This window comes from Xanthomonas campestris pv. badrii (assembly GCF_012848175.1).
GTDB lineage: Bacteria > Pseudomonadota > Gammaproteobacteria > Xanthomonadales > Xanthomonadaceae > Xanthomonas > Xanthomonas campestris_C.
This window is the reverse complement of the sequence record NZ_CP051651.1, coordinates 1,283,169-1,306,251: the sequence shown is the minus strand read 5'-3', so window position 1 is coordinate 1,306,251 and position 23,083 is coordinate 1,283,169. Positions and strand designations below refer to the sequence as shown.

The window sequence follows — 23,083 nt, the reverse complement described above, 5'->3', positions numbered from 1 at the left end:
GGCGCGACTGACATTGTTATCGCCTCAGGCTGCTGAGGCGCGGCAGAAAGTGGATGGGCTGGAGGTGCAGTAACGGGCATTCACTCATCGCGCGCGGCGGCGCGCGGTTGCGGATTGCTTCGACGACCGCAGTGCCTGACAGGACGACGACATGGACACCGATTTCTGGTTGCAACGCTGGCAGGACGGACAGACAGGCTTTCATCAGGACGAGGTCATGCCGCTGCTGCAAAAGCACTGGCCGGCACTGCAGCTGCCACATGCGGCACGCGTGCTGGTACCGCTGTGCGGCAAGACGCTGGACATGCACTGGCTGGCCGCGCAAGGCCATCGTGTCTTGGGCGTGGAGCTGTCGCCGCTGGCCGTGGCGCAGTTCTTCGCCGAAGCAGGCCTGCAGCCGCAGCGCCACACCAGCAGCGCGGGCGAGCATTTCATCGCCGGCCCCATCGAGATCATCTGTGGCGACGCGTTCGCACTCGATCGCAGCGCGCTGGCCGATTGCGTGGCGGTGTATGACCGTGCAGCACTGGTAGCGTTGCCCGCCGACCTGCGCCGGCAGTACCTGCACACGACCTACGCGCGCCTGCCGGCCGCTTGCCGCGGACTGCTGATCACCCTGGACTATCCGCAGGCCGAAAAGGCCGGCCCCCCCTTCGCGGTGGATGCCGCCGAAGTGCATGCGCTATTCGATGCGCAGTGGCAGGTGCAGCAGCTGGAACAGCGCGACATCCTCGCGCAGGAACCGCGCTTTCGCGCCGAGGGCGTCACCGCGCTGACTACCGCGGTCTATCGCCTGCAGCGCTGCTGAGTGCCGGCGGGGTCGTGCGCGGCCCATGTCCCCGGCCTGACGCCGCACTGGCTGGCGCTGATGCAGCAGCGACCTCGGGTTGCCGACGTTCGGGCTCAATGCATCGCTCCAGGCGCGGGGCCACGCAAGGCCAGTGGCGCGCCGTCGTTGACGCCCTGCATCTAGGCGCCGTACGGCGCAAACGCAAAAGCGGCCCTGTGCTGACGAACGCAGGCGACTTGCCCAGCTGGCCAACGCCGCTACCCCTGGACGAGAGAAACTGCCCTGTTCAGCGCCCCCTGATGCACAGCGCAGCGCTCCGCCTCGCCGGGCGCAACGCCGCGTCTGCCACGCCACGCGCCACTTAACCGGCGACGTGGCCCTTGTCGATCTTCGAGGTCTGGTACAGCTCCAGGCCGATCCGCTTGATCAGGCCCAGCTGCTGCTCCAGCCACCAAGCGTGGTCTTCCTCGGTGTCCTGCAACTGCTTGAGCAGCACATCGCGGCTGACGTAGTCGCCATGCTCCTCGCACAGCTTCATGCCGGCGGCGAGCGCGGCACGCACTTCGTATTCCACGACAAGATCGCGCTCGAGCATCTCCACCACGGTCTTGCCCGGGGTGAACTCGGCCGGACGCATGTCCGGGTCGCCTTCAAGGAAAAGAATTCGCCGCAGCAGCGCGTCGGCGTGCTCGGTCTCTTCCTGCATCTCATGGTTGATGCGCTCGTACAGCGCCATCAGGCCCTGGTCCTCGTAGCGGCGCGAGTGCAGGAAATACTGGTCGCGTGCCGCCAGCTCGCCGCGCAGCAGCTGCTTGAGGTAATCGACGACTTCGGGATGGCCTTTCATGGTGTGCTCCAGCGACGCAATGCGCGCATGGTGCCCTATGCGGGCGGGCAATGATCTAATCGGAATCACTTTCAGTTGCGCTTGCGGCCAGACCCATCACGGTCATGTCCGCCAGCCACACTTCAACCGAACTCGAGGAACCGACAATGCGTCAATGGCTGGGCCGGCTATCGCTGGGAATCGTGGCGCTGGCGCTGGCCGCCGTTGCGACCGTGTACCTGCTGCTGCGCGGCAGCCTGCCGCAGCTGGACGGTGCTACCGCGCTCGCCGGCCTGCGCGCACCGGTGGGCGTGCAGCGCGATGGCAACGGCGTGGTCACCATCGATGCGCAGGACCGGATCGATGCGATGCGTGCGCTCGGCTACGTGCATGCGCAGGAACGTTACTTCGAAATGGACCTGATGCGGCGTGCGCCGGCCGGCGAGCTGTCCGAGCTGTTCGGTGCCAAGGCGCTGGATCTGGACAAGCGCAATCGCGTGCATCGGCTGCGCGCACGCGTGCGCGCCAGCCTGGAGATCGCCATGGGCGGTCAGCGCGACGCGCTGCAGGCGTATACCGACGGGGTAAACGCCGGGCTGGCGGCGTTGCGGGTGCGGCCCTGGGCATACCTGCTGCTGCGCCAGACCCCGCGCGCCTGGAGCATGGAAGATTCCATCCTCACCGGCATGGCGATGTATGCCGACCTGCAGGACAACGACAACCAGACCGAACTGGCCGCCGCACGCATTCGCGCCGTGGTGCCGCCTGCGCTGGCCGCGCTGCTCGATCACCAGGGGTCGAGCTGGGATGCGCCCCTGTTCGGCCCACCCCAGGGCGATGCCAGCTTGCCGGATGCGGCAGCGCTGGACCTGCGCCGCCTGCCGCATCCGCCCACCACACCGCACGCCGAGCAAACCACCCCGGGCAGCAACAACTTCGCGGTGGATGGCACGCTCACCGCAGACGGCCGCGCCATCGTCGCCGACGACATGCACCTGGGCCTGCGCGCACCCAATATCTGGTTCCGCGCGCGGCTGCGTTATCCCGACACCAGCGCCACCGACGGCAAGGTGGATGTCACCGGTTTCACCCTGCCCGGCCTGCCGGCGATGGTGGTGGGCAGCAATGGCCATGTGGCCTGGGCCTTCACCAACAGCTATATCGACACCGCCGACTTCGCACGCATTCCTGCTGCAACGCCCGCGCATCCGCAAGCGCTGATCACCCATGTGGAAACCATCCGCGTGGCCGGCGCCGCGCCGGTACGCTTCGAGGTGCGCGAAGCGGCCTGGGGGCCGATCGTGCACGCGAACGCCGACGGCAGCCTGCTGGCGTTGCGCTGGGCCGCGCAATTGCCCGGCGCGATCGGCCTGGAGTTTGCGCAGATGAGCAGCGCCGGCGACCTGGAGGGCGCGTTCGCCGTGGCGGACCGCTCGGGCATTCCCGCACAGAACCTGCTGGTGGCCGACCGCAGCGGACGCATCGCCTGGCGCCTGATCGGCGCGCGCCCTGCGCGCAATGCCGGCTGCAGCCCGACCGGCATCGCCGAGCTGGCAAGCACCCCACTGCCGGCAACACCGCAGCCAGCCACGCGCGCGGTTGGCTGCACGCCCTGGCCGGTGCGCAGCGATGACGCGCCGGCCTTGGTCGACCCGCCCTCGCATCGTCTCTGGACCGCCAACAGCCGCGTCGTCGACGCGCAGCAGCTGGCGACCCTCGGCAATGCGGGCTACGACCTCGGCGCGCGGGCGCAGCAGATCCGCGACGACCTGTTCGCCAAGCAGCGGTTTACCGAACGCGACCTGCTGGCGATCCAGCTGGACGATCGCGCGGTGCTGCTGACGCGCTGGTGGCAGCTGTTGCGTGACGTGGTCACGCACAGCAAGGATCCGGCATTGCAGCAGATCGAGCGCGCCACGCGGCAGTGGGACGGCCATGCGTCCGCCAGCTCGGTCAGCTACCGCATCGTGCGCGACTTCCGCAACAAGACCATCGACGCGGTGGAAGCAGGCCTGCTGGCGCCAGCCAGGTCGGCGCTAGGCGAGGCATTCCTGGCGCCGCGGCGGGCACAGCTGGAAGGGATCGTCTGGCCGTTGCTGCAGCAGCGCCCGGCGCATCTGCTGCCGCCAGACCAGGCCAGCTGGGATCAGCTCCTCATCGATGCCGCGCGCGATGCGCACACTGCGCTACTCGCGCAAGGCGAGCCGGGCCAGCCGCTCAGCGAGCGCACCTGGGGCGAACGCAATACCGCCGCCATCTGTCACCCGATCGCGCGGGCATTGCCCGCGCTCGCCAGGCGCTGGCTGTGCATGCCACCCGATCGACTGCCGGGCGACCGCGACATGCCGCGCGTGCAAGGCCCGGCATTCGGCGCCTCCGAACGCATGGTGGTGTCGCCCGGCCACGAGCAGGACGGCATCGTGCACATGCCGGGCGGCCAGAGCGGACACCCGTTGTCGCCGTTCTGGGGGGCGGGACACGACGATTGGGTACATGGCCGGCCCACCCCATTCTTGCCGACCGCCACCCGCTATACGCTGCAGTTGCAGCCGAAGTAGGCATGTTCGTGGCGCTTTTTTGATCGATACGAGGAAGTCGGCGTGTTTGCATTGCCTCGTTATCGACACGAGCAAGTTGGTGCATTCGCGTTGCCTCGTTGATCGCGAGCTCCACGCTCAATCGGGATTTGGTCGAAAGCAGAAGACGTCGTTGAACTGCACTGATCCCTTTCCGGGAACAGCAAGCGCCCCGGTGCTGATGCAGGCCCCTCTCTCCCGGGAAGAGAATGCACCGCTTACGCGTCACCGGCGCGTAAGCGGTGGAGCGGCCGCGCCGTAAGGGCTGGCGAGGGCGCAAAGCGGGAGTTCGGGTGAGGTGCGCGTGCATTTCATGCCACCTATGGACTGCGATGCCACGCATCCTGCGCTGGTTTCAATCAGCCTTCTGCCTTACGAACGGCTTCCTGCATGACATGCAGCACTCGGCTTCGCTCGCACCCTCATCCGCCCTTCGGGCACCTTCTCCCAATGGGAGAAGGAATGCTCTGCACTTCTGCACTTCTGCACTTCTGCACCTCTGCACATCCGTGCACCTGCAGCTACTGCTTCGCTGGCACTCCGCCCAATCAAGCAAGCACATCATGCTAAGATGCATTTGATAACCATTCCCATTCGTAACCAATGCGCCCCACGCTCCTTGTCACCGCACTCGCCGCCGCCTTGGCATTGCCCTCGCCGCGCGCCGCCGCCCAGCAACACGCCCACACCGATGTTACCGAGCTCGATGGTGTCAACGTCATCGGCCGTGCGCAGACCCTGTACAAATCCGAGGACGCGGCGGTGGCCACGCGCACCGACACGCCGTTGGCACTGGTGCCGCAGTCGGTGCAGGTGTTGCCGCGCGAGCTGATCGACGATCAGGCTGCGCGGCAGATCACCGACCTATACCGCAGCATCAGCGGCATCAGCTTCTTCAGCTATGCCGGCGTCACCCTGCGCGGGTTTCGCCAGGAAAACGTGCTGTACGACGGGCTGCGTGGCGATCCGTATGCCGGTTTCTCGGTGCCGCAGCTGTTCAATATCGAACGGGTGGAAGTGCTCAAGGGCCCCGCCGGCGCCCTGTATGGCGGCGGCGAACCGGGCGGCGTCATCAACTACGTCACCCGCAAGCCTGCGCATCAGGCGCAGCGGCGGGTGGAACTGCAGCTTGGCAACCAATCCTTCGGCGCGGCCTCGTTCGAAGCCACCGGCCCGGCGCGCGCCGACGGACGCGTGCGCTACCGCATCGGTGCGTATGCCGACGGCGAAAACGGATTTCGCTGGAATACCGACAGCCAGAGCCAGATCGGTGATGCGTCGGTGGCGTTGGACATCGGCCAGACCGGTGAACTGATCCTGCAATACACCGACATCACCCAGAACCTGGGCGGCAACCGCCTGCGCGGCGTGCCGGTGGACGACGAGGGCAACTTCCTCACCGACCGGCGCTGGAACCACAACGAGCCCACCGACTTCCTGGACATGCGCGCCAAGGTGGCGTTCGCGCAATACCGCTTTTCGCCGTCCAGCGCGTGGGATGTGGACATGGCACTGCGCTGGTTCAAGAACGATGAGCATCAGATCTATCACGAGCCGATGGGCCTGATCGATCGCGATCGCGATGGCACCGCCGAATGGATGACGCGCCAGTTGCGCAACCAGTACCGCGACAACGATGCGATCTCCGGCAACCTCAACGCGGTGTTTCGCACCAGCACCGGCGGCATCGAGCACAAATTGCTGATGGGCGCCGACTACTACCGGCTGGATGCCGACTTCCGCGCGCAGACCGCCAACACCGCAGATACCGGACGCGTGCGTGGGCCGGTGCCGGGCATCGACCTGTTCAACCCGGTGTACGGCCGCAGCGGTTTCTACGACTACGGCCTGGACACGCTGCCCTGGCGCGCCACCAGCACCCGCAGCCAGCGCTACGGCGCCTATCTGCAGGACGAACTCACCCTCACCCCGCGCTGGCATGCGATGGCCGGGCTGCGCTGGGACGGCTTCAAGGACGACAACCTGCTGGATGATTCGCGCGTCACCGGCAACGATCTCAGCTGGCGCGTCGGCAGCACGGTGGTACTGCGCGAGGGAATCAATGCCTATGCCAGTTACGCCAGCGGTTTCGTGCCGCAGGACGCGGCCAGCCAGGACGCCAGCGTGGGCGGGCCCTTCGACCCGGAACGCAGCACGCAGTGGGAGTTGGGCCTGAAGACCGCGCTCAACGATGGCGGGCTCACCTTGAACACCGCGCTGTACCGCATCGAGCGCAGCAATATCGTGCAGGCGAACGGGCAGATCGTGGACGGCGTCAATCAGCTGTCCGCACTGGGGCTGGTGCGCAGCGAAGGGCTGGAGGTCGACCTGCTGGCCGACCTCACCGAGCGCTGGGTGCTCAACCTCACCTACGCCTACAACGACGCACGCGTGCTCGATGCCGGCACCAATGGCATCACCAATGCCTCCGGCGACCGGTTCGCCAATGCGCCGCGCAATACCTTCGGGCTGTGGACGCGTTACGACCTGCCGGCCTGGCGCTCAGCCATCGCGTTCGGCGCCGATTACGTGGGCGAACGCGTCAGCCTGGAGGGTCAGCGGGTCAAGCCGTATGCGATCTACGACATCAGCTGGCAGACCCAGTGGGATGCGTGGAAGCTGCAGGTCAACGTCAAGAACCTGTTCGACAAGGTCTATGCAGTCAGCGGCTTCAATGCACGTGGCGGGCACTTTCCAGGCGAGCCGCGCCGCATCTACGCGCAGCTGGCGTACAGCTTCTAAGCACGGCTGGCAGAACGTCGCATGCAGCTGCCACCTGGATGCGGGCGATGCACCGCGCACGCGTCACACCGCGCGCGTTGCGGCAATGGGCGCTGCCGCAACTGCGGCGTGGCGCACATCGCGCATCGCACGCGGGCCCAGGCAATGAACCTGCGCCCAATCGCGCCGGCACGCATGGGCTGGAACTTAACGTCCGGTGGGACACACTAGAGGCCGTCGCGATCGGGAGCCCGCTCCAGCACGATCGCCCTCCTCCCCCCACCGACCGGAATCCGCATGCCTCAGCTTGCCCGCACCGTTTCCGCCCTGTTGCCCCTGGTGTTCGCTGCTGCCTGTTCGGCCGCGCCACCGGCCCCAGCCGGCCCGCCTGCCGCGCCGGTGGCCAGTTGCACCGCCAAGGTGAAGCCCGGACAGGACCTGCAGAAAGCCATCGACAAACTGCCGCAGAGCGACAAACCCGCCGTGTTGTGCCTGGAAAAAGGCGAATTTCCGCTCAATGGCCTGGTCTCGATCCACCGCGGCAACCTGACCCTGCGCGGCAAGGGCCCCAGCACCGTCCTGCGCATGGCCGATGGCGTGCAGCAGCCGGCGCTGGTGGTCGGCGACTACGAAAACCAGCAACCTACCGGGGTGATCCGCAATGTCAGCATCGAAGACATGCAGATCGTCGCCAGCACCGGCGACAAGGAATTCATGCCCGAGCGCCCGTACCTGAGCAATAGCGCAGTGGTGGTGCGTTCCGGCCAGGGCATTCGGCTGGCCGGCCTGCAGGTCAACAAATGCCGCAGCGCCTGCCTGTTGAGCGAATACGACACGCGCGAGATCACCATCGAAAACAACGATGTGTCCGGCGCGATCTGGGACGGCGTGTCGTTCAACCGCACCGCCAAGGTCACGATGGTCAACAACTACATCCACGACAACGTGGCTGCCGGGCTGACCACCGAACACCTGGAAGACAGCGAGATCCGCAACAACCGCTTCGAGCGCAACGGCAGCCAGGGCATCTACCTGTCGGATGCGCGACGCAACCGCTTCAGCAACAACGTGTTCGATGGCAACAAGGTGGCCGGCGTGTTCCTGGCCTGCGCCATCCGTTACCGCACGCCGGAAATCCTGTGCTGGGACAACAGCATGAGCCAGGACAACGTGTTCGAGAACAACCGCTTCGCCAACACGCCGTTCACCTACACCATCGGCGTGGACCGTGCGGCCAACTGCACCGCCGCCGACTTCAAGCCGAACCTGTGGCGCAACAACCAGGCCGATGTGGCAGGCGTGGATATCGAACCGCAGCGCTACGGCTACTGCGTGCGCCACGAGCAATAGGACGCTGGCGACAAGAGCAGTGGCCGGCCGTGCGACAACGCACGCCGGCCACTGCAGTTTTCGCGGTATTACGGGGCCAGCGCCTGTTCGTGTACACCGGCAATCGCACGGCCGGATGGGTCGGCCATTGCGGCAAAACTGGCGTCCCAGGCGATGGCGGTCGGCGAGGAACACGCAATCGACTTGCCGCCGGGCACGGTTTCGGCCGCGGCCTGGCTGGGGAAGAACTGCTCGAACAGGCTGCGATAGAAATACGCCTCCTTGGTCTGCGGCGGGTTGACCGGAAAGCGTCGGTCGGCCGCAGCCAGTTCGCGGTCGCTGACATGCGCGGCCGCATGCGCCTTGAGCCCGTCGATCCAGCCGTACCCCACGCCGTCGCTGAATTGCTCTTTCTGCCGCCACAGGATCGAGTCGGGCAGATACCCGGCAAATGCCTCGCGCAGCACGCCTTTTTCCATCCGGATCGCGCCGCCGCTGGTCTTGTCGATCATCTTGTGGCTGGCGTCCATGCGCATGGCCACATCCAGGAACTCGCGATCCAGAAACGGCACACGCGGCTCCACGCCCCAGGCCATCATCGACTTGTTGGCGCGCAGGCAATCGTAGTTGTTGAGCGCGTCGAGCTTGCGCACCAGTTCCTCGTGGAATTCGCGCGCGTTGGGCGCCTTGTGGAAGTACAGATAGCCGCCGAAGATTTCGTCGCTGCCCTCGCCCGACAGCACCATCTTGACGCCCATTGCCTTGATCCGCCGCGCCAACAGGAACATCGGCGTGGAGGCGCGGATGGTGGTGACGTCATAGGTCTCGATATGGCGGATCACTTCAGGCAATGCATCCAGCCCTTCATCGAAGGTGTATTCGAAGCCGTGATGCACGGTGCCGATCGCCGCGGCAGCCACTTCGGCAGCGGCAAGATCCGGCGAGCCCTTCAGACCGATCGCGAACGAATGCAGCCGCGGCCACCAGGCTTCGGTGGTGTCGTTCTCCTCGATGCGATGGCGGGCGTAGCGCGCCGCCACCGCAGCAACCAGCGACGAATCCAGGCCGCCGGACAACAACACGCCGTACGGCACGTCGGTCATCAGCTGGCGATGCACGGCGCGTTCGAAGGCCTCGCGCAGTTCCTGCAGCGGCACCTGCACGCCTTGCACTTCGCCGTATTCGCGCCAGGCGCGCTCGTAGTAGCGACTGAGTGCGCCGGTGGCGCTGTCGTACCAGTGACCCGGCGGAAACTGCGCGGCATCGGCGCAATCGTCCACCAGCGACTTCAATTCGGAGGCCACCCGCAACCGCCCTTCGCGGTCGTGGCCCCAGTACAGCGGCACCACCCCGATCGGATCGCGCGCGATGATCACCCGCCCGGCGGCCTTGTCCCACAGCGCGAATGCGAAAATGCCGTTGAGACGGTTGAGATACGAGGCCGGCGCGTCCTCGCGGTACAGCGCATTGATCACCTCGCAATCGGAGCCGGTCTGGAAGGCATACGGCTGCAGCAGTTCGGCCTTGAGTTCGCGGTGGTTGTAGATCTCGCCGTTGACCGCCAACACCAGCTGCCCATCGGCGGACAGCAACGGCTGCGAGCCGCCGGCAGGGTCGACGATGGCCAGGCGCTCATGCACCAGGATCGCGCCGGCATCGACATGCACACCGCTCCAGTCCGGGCCGCGATGACGCTGCCGTTGCGAACACTCCAGGGCCTGCCGGCGCAGGGCCTGCAGGTCGTCGCCGGGTTGCAGGCCGAAAATGCCGAAGATGGAACACATGGGAACACTCCTGATGAAACTGCGGGGGTTGATGGCCGGTGGACAAGCGTGCTGCACGAGGATGACACCCATAAAAAAACCCGCATCGGCCGATGCGGGTTTTCTGATTCCTGGGCGTTTGGTTGTACTTCGCCTAGTCGCAGACCCGCATCGGCCGCGCACGATTATTCGCGCGCAGGGCATTGCGGTTGGCGTTATTGAGGTTGGCGAAGCGGATGACCATGCAGCCGACGCTAACCGTTCGTTTTGGCCGGCGCAACTGTTTCAGCGGCAACGAGGGCCAAGAGCGGCTAACAGAACGTCGCACGCAGTGATCGGCTGGGCGTGGACGACGCGCTTGGCACCGGAGTGGGCGCACGGTGCATGCCGATTCCGGGCAGCGGCCGCGCCCGCCTGGTGGCTGCGCCATCGCTCTGCGCGCCGCTCCAGCCACCACCACTCACTCGATCAGCAGCCGCTCGACCAGCGTGCGATACAGCGCAGGCAAGGCCTGAAGATCGGCCACGCGCACGTGCTCGTCGACCTGATGGATGCTGGCATTGACGGGGCCGACCTCGATGCACTGCGCGCCCAGCGGTGCGATGAAGCGCGCATCGGAGGTACCGCCGCCGGTACTCTCTTCCGGCGCTGCGCCAGCGAACTGGCCCAACACCTCGCGCGCAACGCTGCGCAGGCGGCCTTCCGGGGTATAGAACGGCTCGCCGCTGCGATGCCAGCGCAGCGTGTAGTCCAGCCCGTGCCGATCGAGCATGGCGGCGATGGCCGCTTCCAGCCGCGGCGCATCCCAATGTGGGGTGTAGCGCAGATTGAAGGCAACCTGCAGTTCGCCGGGGATCACGTTGTTGGCACCGGTGCCGGCGTGGATGTTGGACAGCTGCAGGCTGGTGGGCGGAAAACTTTCGAAGCCGGCGTCCCACTGACGCGCCACCAGTTCGGCCAGCGCCGGGGCGGCCTGGTGGATGGGGTTGCGCGCCTTGTGCGGGTACGCCACATGCCCTTGCACACCGCGCACCGTCAGCGCGCCGGACAGGCTGCCGCGCCGGCCCACCCGCAACAGGTCGCCCAGCCGTTGGGTGGACGAGGGCTCGCCGGTGATGCACCAGTCGATGCGCTGCCCGCGCGTGCGCAGCAGCTCGGCCACGCGGCGCACGCCGTCGATGGCATCGCCTTCTTCGTCGGAGGTCAACAGCACCGCCAGCGTGCCGGGGTGCTGTGGATGCTCGGCCACGAACTGCTCTGCGGCGACGACGAACGCGGCCACGCTGCCTTTCATGTCGGCCGCGCCGCGGCCGTACAACACGCCATCGCGGATCTGCGGTGCGAAGGGATCGCTGGTCCACGCATCGCGTGGTCCTGGCGGCACCACGTCGGTATGCCCGAGCAACACCAGCACCGGTGCACCGCTGCCGTGCGTGGCCCAAAGATTGTCGACCTCGCCCAGGCGCAGGCGTTCGCAGGCGAAACCTGCGGCAGCCAGGCGCTCGGCAAGCAGCGCCTGGCTGCCGGCATCGTCGGGAGTCACCGATACGCGTGCGATCAGGTCGCAGGTCAATTGCAGGACGTCGCTGGTCATCGTGATCTCTTGCCGGTGGATGCATGCCGCACATGCGTGGAAACGGGCAGCCTGCGCTAGCACGCAGCATTGTGCAGCCCGTCAGGCGAACCGATGGCGCCGCATTGGCGTCAGCCGATCGAAAAGCGCGCCTTGAAGCCGTTGTCGGAGAAGCCCTGGCTGACGACGCCGTCGTCGGTCACCACCACCGGGCGGCGGATCAGCTGCGGGTACTCGCGCAGCAGCAACTTCCACTCCGCCTCAGAACCAGGCGTCTTCTTGTTGTCGGGCAACTGTCGCCAGGTGGTGGAGGACTTGTTGATCAAGGCGTCGAATCCGCCGACCTTGCCGGCCCACTCCAGCAGTGTTTCCGGCGACGGTGTGTTGTCCCGGTAATCCACAAACTTGTAGGCGACACCGAAACGGTCCAGCCACTTGGTGGCTTTCTTGCAGGTGTCGCAGTTCTTCAATCCGTAGAGCGTGGTCATCTCTGTGTCCCGGTAAATCGGCCGATAAGGCCCCTCTCCCGTCGGGGCGAGAAGGCACAGCTTGCGCGCCACTGGCACGCGTGCCTTGGAGCGCCCGCGCCGCAAGCGCGGGCCGGGGCGCGGAGCGGGGGTTGGGGTGAGGGTACGGGCCAATCAATCCGCCAGCCCGCGCAGCAATTCATTCACGCTGGTCTTGCTGCGCGTCTTGGCGTCCACCTGCTTGACGATCACCGCGCAATACAGCGAGTGCGTACCGTCCTTGGACGGCAGCTGGCCGGACACCACCACACTGTAGGGCGGCACATACCCGTAGGAAATCTCGCCGGTGGCACGGTTGTAGATGCGCGTGCTCTGGCCGATGAACACGCCCATACCGATCACGCTGTGATGGCCGATGACCACGCCTTCGACCACTTCCGAGCGCGCACCGATGAAGCAATGGTCTTCGATGATGGTGGGGCTGGCCTGCAGCGGTTCGAGCACGCCGCCGATGCCAGCACCGCCGGACAGGTGGCAGTGCTTGCCGATCTGCGCGCACGAACCCACCGTGGCCCAGGTGTCGACCATGGTGCCTTCGCCGACATAGGCACCGATATTGGTGAAGCTCGGCATCAGCACCACATCCTTGCCGAAATAGGTGCCGCGACGCGCCACCGCGCCCGGCACCACGCGCACGCCGGCCTTGCGGAATTGCGCTTCGTGGAAGCCGGCAAAGCGCGATTCCACCTTGTCCCAGAACGGTGCCGGCTGCGCGTCGATCACCGCCATCTCGTTGACGCGGAAATACAGCAGCACCGCTTTCTTCAACCACTCGTTGACGGTCCAGCCGCCCTGCCCGTCCGGCTCGGCGACGCGGAACTGCCCGCTTTCCAGGCCGTCGATCACGCGGGTGACGATGGCGCGGGTGGAGCCGTCGATCTCGTCCATGGTCAGGGTGGCGCGACGTTCGAAGGCGCTTTCGATGCCGAACCTGAGTTCATCGTTGCCCACAGGGGTTGCCGCGCTCTGCACTGCCTGTTCGGCGATCGGCAGCTTCCTGGCGGCGGCGGCCTTCCTGGCCGCCGGCGCCGCGACCACATTGGTCGGCTGCCTGGCCACGCGCGGCGCGCCAGCCGCCTTCTTCACCGCAGCGTTCTTTGCCGCGGCGGGCCTGGACGCAGCGCGCTTGCCGGCAGCTGCCAGCGGCTTCGCCTTGGCGGCGGGCGTTGCCTTGGCAGCCTTGCTGCTGCGCGTGCCGGCTTGCTTGGATGCGGCGCTGGTGGCGGTCGCGCCGGACTTGCGCGCGGTCTTCTTGGTGGTGGCCATGGGGGTCTCCAGGAGTGCTAGGCGGGATCGAGACAGGCGCACAGCGCATCGCGCAGCGCCTGCCGGGCGGGTTCGGACAACGGGCGGTCGTGCTCGTCGGTGATCTGGAACTGATCTTCGGCACGCTCGCCGAAGGTGGCGATGCGTGCGTCGTGCACGCGCAGGTGCTGGATGCGCAACACATGCGCGACATCGGCGAGCAGGCCGGGGCGGTCGGGTGCGACCAGGCTGATGCGGGTACGGCGGCCGCCGGCGCTTTCGCTGAATTCCACCCGCGGCGCGAAGCGGAAATGCCGCAACTGGCGCGGCACCGCGCGTCGCGCCGGGCGCACCTTGGCCAGATCGCCGGCCAGCACCTGACGCAAGGTTGCAGCCAGCCGCTGCGGGTCGCCGTCGGCAAAACTCTCCTGCGGCAGCACCTCGAATACGTCGAAGATCGCATCGTGCGGCGCATCCAGCACGCGTGCGCGATGGATGCCGTAGCCCTTGCGGTCCAGCGTGGCCACGATCGCCGCAAACAGCCCGTCGCGGTCCGGCGAGTACACGAACACTTCCAGCGCATCGTTGTCCGGCACCGCACGGCGCGCCTTGACCAGCGTCTGGCCGATCTCCACCTCGATCAACGCGGCGGCCTGCCAGGCCAGCTGCTCGGGACGGAAGCGCAGGAAGTTCTCGTCCGGCATGCCGGCGAACTGGCGATCGATGGTGGCATCGTCATGCCCCTGCGCCTGCATCAGCGCGCGCGCTGAGTCGCGCGCCTCGCGCAGGCGCTCCTCGCGCGGTGGCGGATGCTCCAGCCCTTCGCGCAGCGCGCGGCGTGCGGCGAAATACAGGTCGGCCAGCAAGCGGTCCTTCCATGCATTCCACAGCTTGGGGCTGGTGCCGGCGATGTCGGCGCAGGTCAGCAGATAGAGATAATCCAGCCGCTCGCGCGTGCCCACCAGGGTGGCGAAGCGGTGGATCACCTCCGGGTCGGAAATATCCTGCTTCTGCGCGGTGACCGACATGCGCAGGTGCTGCTCCACCAGCCAGGTCACCAGCTCGGTATCGCCTTCGCTCAGCCGATGCGCCAGGCAGAATGCGCGCGCATCCACCGCGCCCAGTTCGGAATGATCGCCGCCGCGGCCCTTGGCGATGTCATGGAACAGACCGGCCAGCAACAGCAATTCCGGCTTGCGCAGGCGCGGCCAGACTTCATGGGTGATCGAAAAGCGCTCGTCGGCGCGGCCGGCGGCGAACAGCGCGATGTTGCGCAGCACCATCAGGGTGTGCTGGTCCACCGTGTAGACGTGGAACAGATCGAACTGCATGCGCCCGGAGACGCTGGCAAACGCAGGGATCCACTGCCCCAGCACACCCAGCCGCGCCATGCGGTTGAGCGTTTCCACCGCACGCTGGCCGCGCAGCAGCGCCATGAAACGCTCGCGCGTGGCAGCATCGGCGACGTCGTAGGCCGGTAGATCGTGCAGTACCTCGGCCAATGCCCGCGCGGTCAGCGAATGCAGTCCGCGCACCTCGCGGTGCGCGGCCCATTGCGCGAACAACGCGAACACCTGCAGCACATTGCCTTCGGGCCAGCTGTCGGCATCGGCGGCCAGATAGCCCCGGCGCAGGCTGAAACCGTCGCCCAGTGGCTCGGGGACCGCTTCGCCGTCGAATTGTTCCTCGAAGCGCTGCAGCAGCCGGTCGCTGATGCGACGGATCAGCGCAGCGCTGCGGTAGAAGCGCTGCATCATCTTTTCCACGCCCAGGCTTTCCGGGTCGTCGGCAAAGCCCAGCCGCTGCGCCAGGGTCTTCTGGTAATCGAAGCGCAGGCGTTCTTCCGGCCGGTTGGCCACGAGATGCAGGCCGAAGCGCAGCCGCGCCAGTTCCTCGCGCTCGCGCCGCAGCGCGGCCGCTTCGTCGAAACCGACATGGCCCAGCCCGACCAGCGCCTCCAGATCCTTGACCCCGAACGCGCGCAATGCCATCCAGCCCAAGGTCTGCAGATCGCGCAGGCCGCCCGGGCCATCCTTGATGTCGGGTTCGAGGTTATCGGCGGTATCGCCGAAGCGCTGATGGCGCGCCAGCAATTCCTCGCGCTTGGCCTGGAAGAAATCGCGCGGCGGCCACACCTGTTGCGGCGCGATCGCCTTGGCCAGCGCCGCGCGCGCCTGTGCATCGGCCACCAGTGCGCGCGATTCGATCAGCGCCGTGAGCACCGTCTGGTCGGCCGCGGCCACCGTGCATTGCGCAGGCGAGCGCACCGCGTGGCTGATCGGCAGACCCACATCCCACAGCAGCGCGAACAGGCGTGCCAGGTGTTGCTCATGCTGTTGCTGGGCCGCGCCTTCGCCCAGCACCAGCACATCCACGTCCGAGCGCGGGAACAGCTCGCCACGCCCGTAGCCGCCCACCGCATGCAGCGACAGACCGCTGTCGGCCGGAATGCAGCGGGTCCAGGCGTTGCGCATCAATTGATCGACCGCGCGTGCGCGCAGGGCCACCAGCCGTTCGATCGGTTCGCCCTGGTCGAAGCGCTTGCACAGGCGCATGTCCGCATGCACCAGCAGCGGACGGGCCTGTGCGGCCCATTCCGCGTCGCCGGCGACGCCCGGGTCGGGTCGCTCCGCCGGCGCGTCCGTCATACCGGCGCGGGCGAATTGGCCGACAGCGTCAGCACATCCACGCCGTCTTCGGTCACCGCCACCATGTGTTCCCACTGTGCGGACAACTTGCGGTCCTTGGTCACCACCGTCCAGCCGTCGGGCAGGGTCTTATGGTGGTAGGTACCTTCGTTGATCATCGGCTCGATGGTGAAGGTCATGCCCGGCTTGAGGACCAAACCCTCGCCCGGACGGCCGTAATGCATCACCTGCGGTTCGTCGTGGTAGACCTTGCCGATGCCGTGGCCGCAGTAGTCGCGCACCACGCTGAAGCGCTCGGCTTCGGCGAACTTCTGGATCGCGTGGCCCACATCGCCCAGCGTGGCGCCCGGCTTGACCGCGCGGATGCCGCGCCACATCGCCTCGTAGGTGGTTTCCACCAGCCGCTTGGCCATGACCGAAGGCGTGCCCACGTAGTACATGCGGCTGGTATCGCCGTGCCAGCCATCCTTGATGACGGTGACATCGATATTGACGATGTCGCCCTCCTTCAGGACCTTGGCCGCGCTGGGGATGCCGTGGCAGATCACGTTGTTGACCGAGGTGCACACGCTCTTGGGAAAGCCGCGGTAGCCCACGTTGGCAGGAATGGTGCCCTGCACGTTGACGATGTGGTCATGGCAGATGCGGTCCAGCTCGGCTGTGGTCACGCCCGGCTTGACATGCGGGCCCACGACATCGAGCACCTCGGCGGCCAGACGGCCGGCCACACGCATCAGTTCGATTTCTTCTTTGGTTTTCAGATTGACGCTCATGGCGGGGATTATCGCCGATCCGGGCTGAATCTGAACGACCCGGTACAGCGTTTTTTTACGCGACGCCTTGCCGTCACCCAAGCAGACCGGGCAGCAGGAAACCGCCGCTGACGCCTATTCATCTGTGATCGTGTGCACGCAGCGTCAAAATTCGGCCTGGCGAAGTCATCCGCAAGACATCGCAAATCGGCTGAAAGATCGAGCGGAAACAGGTAGATACAAGATGAATTCGCCGTTATGTTTGGCACGGCGGATGCATTGCATGGGGAGCGACAAATGGTCGCGCCAACAATGACCTGACCGGTCAAGGAAATGTCCATGCGTACTGTCCGCCCTGTCCTGTTGTCCCTCGGCCTGCTCTCGACCATTGGCGTCGCCAGCGCAGCAGATACCACCACCTTCAACGTCAAGATCGCCGTGACCAAGGCTTGCACCATCACCGCCGCCTCCGCCACCGACGTGGACTTCGGTTCGGTGCTGTCCACCTCCACCGCCAACGCCGATGCCAACGGCAGCGTGACCGCCCAGTGCACCGCGCTGACGCCCTACAACATCGCGCTGAGCGCGGGCAGCAACGCCGGCACCGCCAACGACGTCACCACCCGCCGCATGAAGAATGCCGACCCGCTGGTCACCACCAACAACTACATCGCCTACCAGCTGTATCAGGACCTGGGCCGCAGCACCGTCTGGGGCAGCACCACCGGCACCAATACGCTCAGCCGTACCGCTACCGGCATCAACCAGGTCTATCCGGTCTATGGCCGAGTGACCAACCCGTCGGCCAACAACCCCGCCACCGGTAGCTACCAGGACACGATCACTGCCACGATCATCTACTGAGTCCGCGCATGCTCCTGCATTCCCGCCTGCCACCTCGACTGCCCACCTGGCTGATCCGGCCCGGACTGGTACTGCTGCTGGTACTGGCCGGCGGCTGGTTGCCGCGGCTGGCGCATGCGGCCAGCCTGCAGCTGGCCCCGACCTCGCTCAGCCTGAGTGCAGAGCAGGCCGCCGACGGGCTGTGGCTGAGCAATAGCGGCGGTGCGCCGGTGCAGGTGCAGACCCGCGCCTATCGCTGGACCCAACGCGATGGCCAGGACCAGCTCGAGCCGACCCAGGAACTGCTGGTCAGTCCACCGATGCGCACCCTGGCCGCCGGCGAGCGCCAGCTGATCCGGGTGATTCGCGCAGGGCCGCCCCCCGCTGGGGAGGAACGCTGCTACCGCATCATCGTCGACGAACTTCCCAGTGCCGATGCCGATAAAAAAGGCATGCAGTTCGTGCTGCGCTACTCGGTGCCGATCTTCGTGCTGCCACCGGGCAAGCGCGAACCGACGCCCAGCCTGAGTGCACAGGTGGTTGCCGGCAGCGACGGCATCGCGCAGATCCAGATCCGCAATACCGGCAACGGGCACGCCCAGGTGGCCGACCTGCAACACCGCGTCGACGGCGCGACCAGGAGCGCGTTGAACGGCCTGGTCGGCTACGTGTTGCCCGGCCAGACCATGCGTTGGTCGCTGGGCGCCCCGGTGGCCCAGTTCGCGCGCGGCTCCCTCGTCGCAAGGATCAATGGTGAGGCCGACGAACGCACCTTGCTGGCTGCGCCTGCGGCCCCGTGATGCGGCCCGGCTGGCGATGACGCTGCTCGCCGCCACCGGCTGCCTGGGCAGCGTCGCGGCCAGCGATCTGGCCGACATGACCTCGCTGCCCGACCCGCCCGCGCAAGCCGCCACCCCGCAGCCGCAGACGCTGTATCTCGACGTCACCCTGAATCAGGCCGACCGCGGCCTGGCACCTTTCGAGATGGCCGATGGCCACCTGCGTGCCTCGGTCCAGACGCTGCGCAAGCTCGGCTTCATCCTGGCCGATCGCGCCGCCGACGAGCAGGTCGCGCTGGACAGCCTGCGCGATGTGGAGGTGCGCTACGACGCCGCCCTGCAACGGCTTGCATTGCAGGCCCCGCTGGCGCAGCTGTCGTTATCGACCACCGTCCTGAAGGCCGAAGACGTCGCCCCGCTCAGCGCGACCGCATCGCCGGGCATGCTGCTCAATTACGACCTGTACGCCACGCGCAATACCGGCGCCAGCAGCATCTCGCTGGCCACCGAGCTGCGCGGCTTCGGCATCGGCCGCGGCATGGTCGACACCACCGCCGTGTTCCTGGCCTATGACCGTCCGCAGGACGAGCGCTGGCGCAGCGAAGCGGTGCGCCTGGACAGTGCCTGGCAGATGGATTTCCCCGACACCGCCACCAGCCTGCGGGTGGGCGATTTCTATAGTGGCTTCGTCGACTGGAGCCGTTCGCTGCGCCTGGGCGGCGTGCAGATCGGGCGCAATTACGCCTTGCAGCCGTATCGCGTGCTGACCCCCACGCCCAGCTTCCTGGGCGAGGCGGTCGTGCCCTCCACGGTGGAGCTGTATGTCGATGGCCTGCGCCAATACAGCGGCCAGGTCCCGGCAGGGCCGTTCCAGCTGGCTGCGCAACCGGGCATCAGCGGCACCGGGCAGGCGCAGATCGTGGTGACCGACGCGTTCGGCCGCGTGCGCCGGCTGGATTTTGCGTTCTACGGCACGCCGCAGCTGCTGGCGCGCGGCATTTCCGAATGGTCGGCCGGCATCGGCCACCTGCGCCGCGATTACGGTGTGCGCTCGTTCGCCTACGCATCGCAGCCGGTGGCCAGCGCGTCCCTGCGCAAGGGGCTGCGCGATGACTTCACCATCGAGGCGCATGCCGAAGCCGGCGGCGGCGTGGTCAATGCCGGCGCCGGCGGGATCTGGCTGCTCGGTGCCGGCGGCGTGTTCAACGCGGCCTATGCGCACAGCCGCATGCACGCCCTGGGCGGCGGCCAGTACGTGCTTGGCTATGCCTGGAACGACCGCCGCTTCAATTTCAACCTGGGGACCCAGCGCACCCATGGCGACTATCGCGACCTGGGAGCGCTGCAGGGCAGCCTGCCGGCGCGCATCAGCGACCGCGTCGTGTTCGGCGTCAACCTTGCCGCGGTCGGCTCGCTGGGTACCAGCTACGTGCGGCTGAGCTATCCGCAGGGCGACACCTCGCGCTACGCCAGCGTGTTCTGGTCGCGCAGCTTCGGGCGCAACTGGGCCGCCAACCTGTCGGCCAACCAGAACCTGGATGTGCGCAGCGACCGCAGCGTGTATCTGTCGCTGTCGACCACCTTCGGCGAGATCCGCCAGGCCAGCGCCTCGATGCAGCGCAACGGCAATCGCACCGGGTTCGTGGCCGATGTCAGCCAGCCGCTGCCCGGCGATGGCGACCTGGGCGGCATCGGCTGGCGGCTGCAGGGGCGCGCCGGCGACGACGCCAGCGGCGGCCTGGCCGAGCTGGGCTGGTTGAACCGGGTCGGCCGCTACACCATCGGCGCGGCCAGCCAGGACGGCGATACCTTCGGCTATGCCAGCGCCAGCGGCAGCCTGGTGTGGATGAACGGCCGCGGCTTTGCGGCACGCGACATCCAGGATGCGTTCGCGGTGGTCTCCACCGACGGGCAGCCAGGCATTCCGGTGCGGCTGGAGAATCGGCTGATCGGCGTCACCGATGCGCGCGGCACCCTGCTGGTGACGCCGCTGCAATCGTGGCAGCGCAATCAGCTGTCGATCGACACCTTGAGCCTGCCGGCGGACCTGCGCGTGGATCGGGTCGATACCACGGTCACCCCGCGCCAGCAGTCCGGCGTGGCGGTGCGCTTCGGCATCACCCGGGTGCAGGCTGCGATCATCGTGCTGCACGACGCCAGCGGCACACCGGTGCCGGTGGGCAGCGTGGTGCAACGCGAGGGCGATGCCGGGCGGGTCGTGGTCGGCTACGACGGCGAAACCTATCTGGACAACCTGCAGCGCGACAACCGCCTGCTGGTCGATACCCCGCAGGGGCGCTGCGTTGCGCAGTTCGCCTATCCCGTGGTCTCCGGCGGCATTCCTCGGGTGGGCCCGCTGCCCTGCATCGCCGAGCGCGCCCCATGATCGCGCACCGGCTCTGGCAGGCCTTGCTGATCCTGACCCTGGCCACGCTGTGGCTGGCGCCCAGTGCGCCAGCGCAGGCCGACACCGTCTGCACCGTCACCCTGGGCACGCCGCTGGCCTTCGGCAACGTGGCCGCCAACGGCGCCACCGACGCGGTGGCCACCTTCAACGTATCCTGCGCCACCGCCGCACTCAGCGTGCTGGGCAGTGCGCGGGTGACGCTGTGCCTGGACCTTGGTCCCGGCAGCGCCAGTGCCGGGGTGTACACGCCGCGCCGCCTGGGCAATGCCACCGGCGACAGCCTGGGCTACCAGATCTACAGCGACGCGGCGCGCACCCAGATCTGGGGCGCGGCCAACTCCACCACACCGTCGCCGGTGGTGCTGAATTTTGCCTATGCGGTACCGGTCATCACCGGCGGCTCGCAGACCACCACCGTCACGCTGTACGGGCGCATCCCCGGCAGCCAGACGCTGTCGGTGGGCAACCACACCAGCACCTTCGGCGGCGCCGACACCGTGGTGCGCTACGCCTATAACGAAAGCATCACTGGCGGCATCCAGCAGCCCGCGGACTGCAACGCCGCCACCACCGGCGCCAAGACCGCCAGCAACGCATTCCCGTTCACCGCCTCGGCCAATGTCCCGGCGCGCTGCAATACCTACGTCACCACCGACCTGGATTTCGGCAGCATCGCCGGCAGCATCGATACCCAGATCGATCGCAGCTCCACCATCAGCCTGGCCTGCACCAACCGCACCGCCTGGAACATCGGCCTGGATGTCGGCAGCAACGCCAGCGGCAGCACCCGCCGCATGCGCCACGCCAGCAGCGCCAACTACATCACCTACGAGCTCTACCGCGATACCGGGCGCAGCAACCGCTGGGGCACCACGATCGGGATCGACACCCTGGCCGGCACCGGCAACGGCGGCACCCAGACGGTGATCGTGTATGGCCGCGCGCCCGCCCCGCAACTGCCCATCGCCGGCGCATACACCGATACGGTGACCGTCTCCATCACTTACTGACAGTTAATAAAGTTCGATTCGGCGGCGTCGTTATTTGCTACGACTCCAATGCAAACGATTGCCTTCATGACGCCGGTCATCTTTCTGAAGCGCTTGTTCCTGGTCGCCCTCGTTTGCGGCGCCACCATAGCCGACGCCGCTGCCTCCACTCGCGGACCGGAAAATTCCACCCTGCACATCGGCCTGCGCCTGCTCAGCGGCTGCGAACTGCGCACCACACCGCCACGCGCCAGTTGCTCGCGCGGCACGCCGATGGCGATCGCGCTGCCGGCGCGCAGCATCGACGCTCCGGCCGCCACCAGCACCGGCCAGGACGCCAGTGCGTTGGCCGGGCCTGCGCCCAGCGGCGCGGCGCGCATCACCACCATCGCGTTCTGACCATGGCCATCTTCTGCACACGCCGGGCATGGCTGGCCGCCGGCCTGATCGGCCTGGCAAGCCTGGCCGGCAGCGCCGCCAGCGCCGAGATCGCGATCGCCCCGACCACTGCCCATATTCCGGCCGACAGCGACCAGACCGCAGTCTGGCTCTACAACCAGGCCGCGCACCCGTGGCGCGCCGATGCCAAGCTCTACCGCTGGCGCCAGGACGGCGAACGCGAGCTGCTGGAGCCGGCCACCGGCGCCACCGTCAGCCCCAACCAGTTCGAAATTCCCTCGCAGGGCCGCCAGCTGCTGCGGGTGATCCGCCTCGGGCCCAGCCCGGCGCAGACCGAAGAGAGCTATCGGCTGGTGGTGACCCAGCACGCCGATGGCAGCGACACCGAGCTGCTGCGCTATTCCACCCCGGTATTCGCCACCCCGCGCGAGCCTGGCGACCGGCATCCAGTCCTGCGCGCGACGCTGTCCGGCCAAGGCGGCAGCCGCACCCTGCGCGTGCATAATGCCGGGCTCAATCACGCACGCCTGGCCGATCTGGCGTTCATCGATGCCGGCGGGACCCGCCGCAGCATCGGCAGCAACCTGGCCGGCTACGTGCTGCCGGGCCAGACCCGGCAATGGGCGCTACCTGCGAGCATCGCCACCGGCCCCGGCCGCTTCGTGGCACGCGTCAACAGCGAAAGCGAAACCACGCTGACGCTGCAGCCCTAGCGGTTGCGCCGGCATTCGCCGGCCGACGCTTGCGGACATTGCGCGCCCGCACCGGGCTGGCTATACTCCGCCGGCTGTTTTGCGTCTCTGGCGCAGTACGCCGTCCACGTCGGACGTCACCGACGAATCCACACCTGCTGCCGCCATCCGTGCCGGGGTGCCCTCACACAGGGTTCGTCGCGGAGGCAACAGGGAAGCCCAAC

General features: G+C 67.2%; 17 protein-coding genes and 1 other RNA gene. 10 read left to right on the top strand and 8 right to left on the bottom strand.

Going from position 1 to position 23,083, the window contains the following annotated elements; all coding sequences use genetic code 11:
- The first annotated feature begins 151 nt into the window (after positions 1 to 151).
- A complete protein-coding gene (locus HG421_RS05630; protein ID WP_169705577.1) occupies positions 152 to 808 on the top strand; it encodes a thiopurine S-methyltransferase in 657 nt (218 codons plus the stop codon).
- A 343-nt stretch (positions 809 to 1,151) separates the two neighbouring features.
- Here the strand turns inward: HG421_RS05630 and bfr are convergent, their stop codons facing one another.
- Positions 1,152 to 1,637, bottom strand: coding sequence for a bacterioferritin (bfr, locus tag HG421_RS05625; protein ID WP_064509054.1), 486 nt, complete (start codon positions 1,635 to 1,637; stop codon positions 1,152 to 1,154).
- 146 nt (positions 1,638 to 1,783) lie between these two features.
- On the opposite strand from bfr, the gene HG421_RS05620 reads away from it, so the two are divergent.
- The 3 genes from HG421_RS05620 (at position 1,784) to hpaM (ending at position 8,263) form a co-directional block, all read left to right on the top strand.
- Positions 1,784 to 4,174 carry a penicillin acylase family protein gene (locus HG421_RS05620; RefSeq protein ID WP_169705576.1) on the top strand — a complete coding sequence of 797 codons (2,391 nt, stop codon included), beginning with the start codon at positions 1,784 to 1,786 and terminating at the stop codon, positions 4,172 to 4,174.
- A 621-nt stretch (positions 4,175 to 4,795) separates the two neighbouring features.
- A complete protein-coding gene (locus tag HG421_RS05615) occupies positions 4,796 to 6,934 on the top strand; it encodes a TonB-dependent siderophore receptor (RefSeq protein ID WP_169705575.1) in 2,139 nt (712 codons plus the stop codon).
- Positions 6,935 to 7,210: 276 nt separating this feature from the next.
- Entirely contained in the window at positions 7,211 to 8,263 is a 1,053-nt protein-coding gene (gene hpaM / locus HG421_RS05610; RefSeq protein WP_169705574.1) for a type III secretion-associated outer membrane-bound protein HpaM, read from the top strand.
- 68 nt (positions 8,264 to 8,331) lie between these two features.
- Here hpaM and asnB read toward each other — a convergent pair whose 3' ends face one another.
- From asnB to map, 7 genes are all read right to left on the bottom strand, one after another.
- Entirely contained in the window at positions 8,332 to 10,026 is a 1,695-nt protein-coding gene (asnB, locus tag HG421_RS05605; protein ID WP_169705573.1) for an asparagine synthase B, read from the bottom strand.
- A gap of 288 nt (positions 10,027 to 10,314) precedes the next feature.
- A non-coding RNA gene (locus HG421_RS05600) (sX9 sRNA) lies at positions 10,315 to 10,391 on the bottom strand.
- Positions 10,392 to 10,465: 74 nt separating this feature from the next.
- Entirely contained in the window at positions 10,466 to 11,599 is a 1,134-nt protein-coding gene (dapE, locus tag HG421_RS05595) for a succinyl-diaminopimelate desuccinylase (protein ID WP_169705572.1), read from the bottom strand.
- A 110-nt stretch (positions 11,600 to 11,709) separates the two neighbouring features.
- Positions 11,710 to 12,066, bottom strand: coding sequence for an arsenate reductase (locus tag HG421_RS05590; RefSeq protein ID WP_169705571.1), 357 nt, complete (start codon positions 12,064 to 12,066; stop codon positions 11,710 to 11,712).
- Between the two features lie 153 nt (positions 12,067 to 12,219).
- On the bottom strand, positions 12,220 to 13,371 hold the full coding sequence (gene dapD, locus HG421_RS05585) for a 2,3,4,5-tetrahydropyridine-2,6-dicarboxylate N-succinyltransferase (RefSeq protein WP_169705570.1): 1,152 nt from the start codon (positions 13,369 to 13,371) through the stop codon (positions 12,220 to 12,222).
- A gap of 17 nt (positions 13,372 to 13,388) precedes the next feature.
- Complete coding sequence (locus HG421_RS05580; RefSeq protein ID WP_169705569.1) at positions 13,389 to 15,998, bottom strand: [protein-PII] uridylyltransferase; 2,610 nt, start codon at positions 15,996 to 15,998, stop codon at positions 13,389 to 13,391.
- The gene (map, locus tag HG421_RS05575) at positions 15,995 to 16,771 is read right to left on the bottom strand and encodes a type I methionyl aminopeptidase (protein ID WP_064509063.1); all 777 of its coding nucleotides are present in this window, start codon (positions 16,769 to 16,771) and stop codon (positions 15,995 to 15,997) included. The genes HG421_RS05580 and map overlap by 4 nt, the downstream gene beginning before the upstream one ends.
- Before the next feature lie 318 nt (positions 16,772 to 17,089).
- Here map and HG421_RS05570 point away from each other — a divergent pair, with 318 nt between their 5' ends.
- The 6 genes from HG421_RS05570 to HG421_RS05545 are packed head-to-tail and all read left to right on the top strand — an operon-like array spanning position 17,090 to position 22,880.
- Entirely contained in the window at positions 17,090 to 17,614 is a 525-nt protein-coding gene (locus tag HG421_RS05570) for a Csu type fimbrial protein (RefSeq protein WP_169705568.1), read from the top strand.
- Positions 17,615 to 17,622: 8 nt separating this feature from the next.
- Positions 17,623 to 18,393, top strand: a complete 771-nt coding sequence (locus HG421_RS05565; RefSeq protein ID WP_169705567.1) for a fimbrial biogenesis chaperone — start codon at positions 17,623 to 17,625, stop codon at positions 18,391 to 18,393.
- 16 nt (positions 18,394 to 18,409) lie between these two features.
- Complete coding sequence (locus tag HG421_RS05560; protein WP_169705566.1) at positions 18,410 to 20,758, top strand: fimbria/pilus outer membrane usher protein; 2,349 nt, start codon at positions 18,410 to 18,412, stop codon at positions 20,756 to 20,758.
- On the top strand, positions 20,755 to 21,789 hold the full coding sequence (locus HG421_RS05555) for a Csu type fimbrial protein (RefSeq protein WP_169705565.1): 1,035 nt from the start codon (positions 20,755 to 20,757) through the stop codon (positions 21,787 to 21,789). Before HG421_RS05560 ends, HG421_RS05555 begins: the two co-directional genes overlap by 4 nt.
- Positions 21,790 to 21,837: 48 nt before the next feature.
- Complete coding sequence (locus HG421_RS05550; protein WP_169705564.1) at positions 21,838 to 22,167, top strand: hypothetical protein; 330 nt, start codon at positions 21,838 to 21,840, stop codon at positions 22,165 to 22,167.
- Positions 22,168 to 22,169: 2 nt separating this feature from the next.
- The gene (locus HG421_RS05545) at positions 22,170 to 22,880 is read left to right on the top strand and encodes a fimbrial biogenesis chaperone (RefSeq protein ID WP_169705563.1); all 711 of its coding nucleotides are present in this window, start codon (positions 22,170 to 22,172) and stop codon (positions 22,878 to 22,880) included.
- The last annotated feature ends 203 nt before the right edge of the window (positions 22,881 to 23,083 follow it).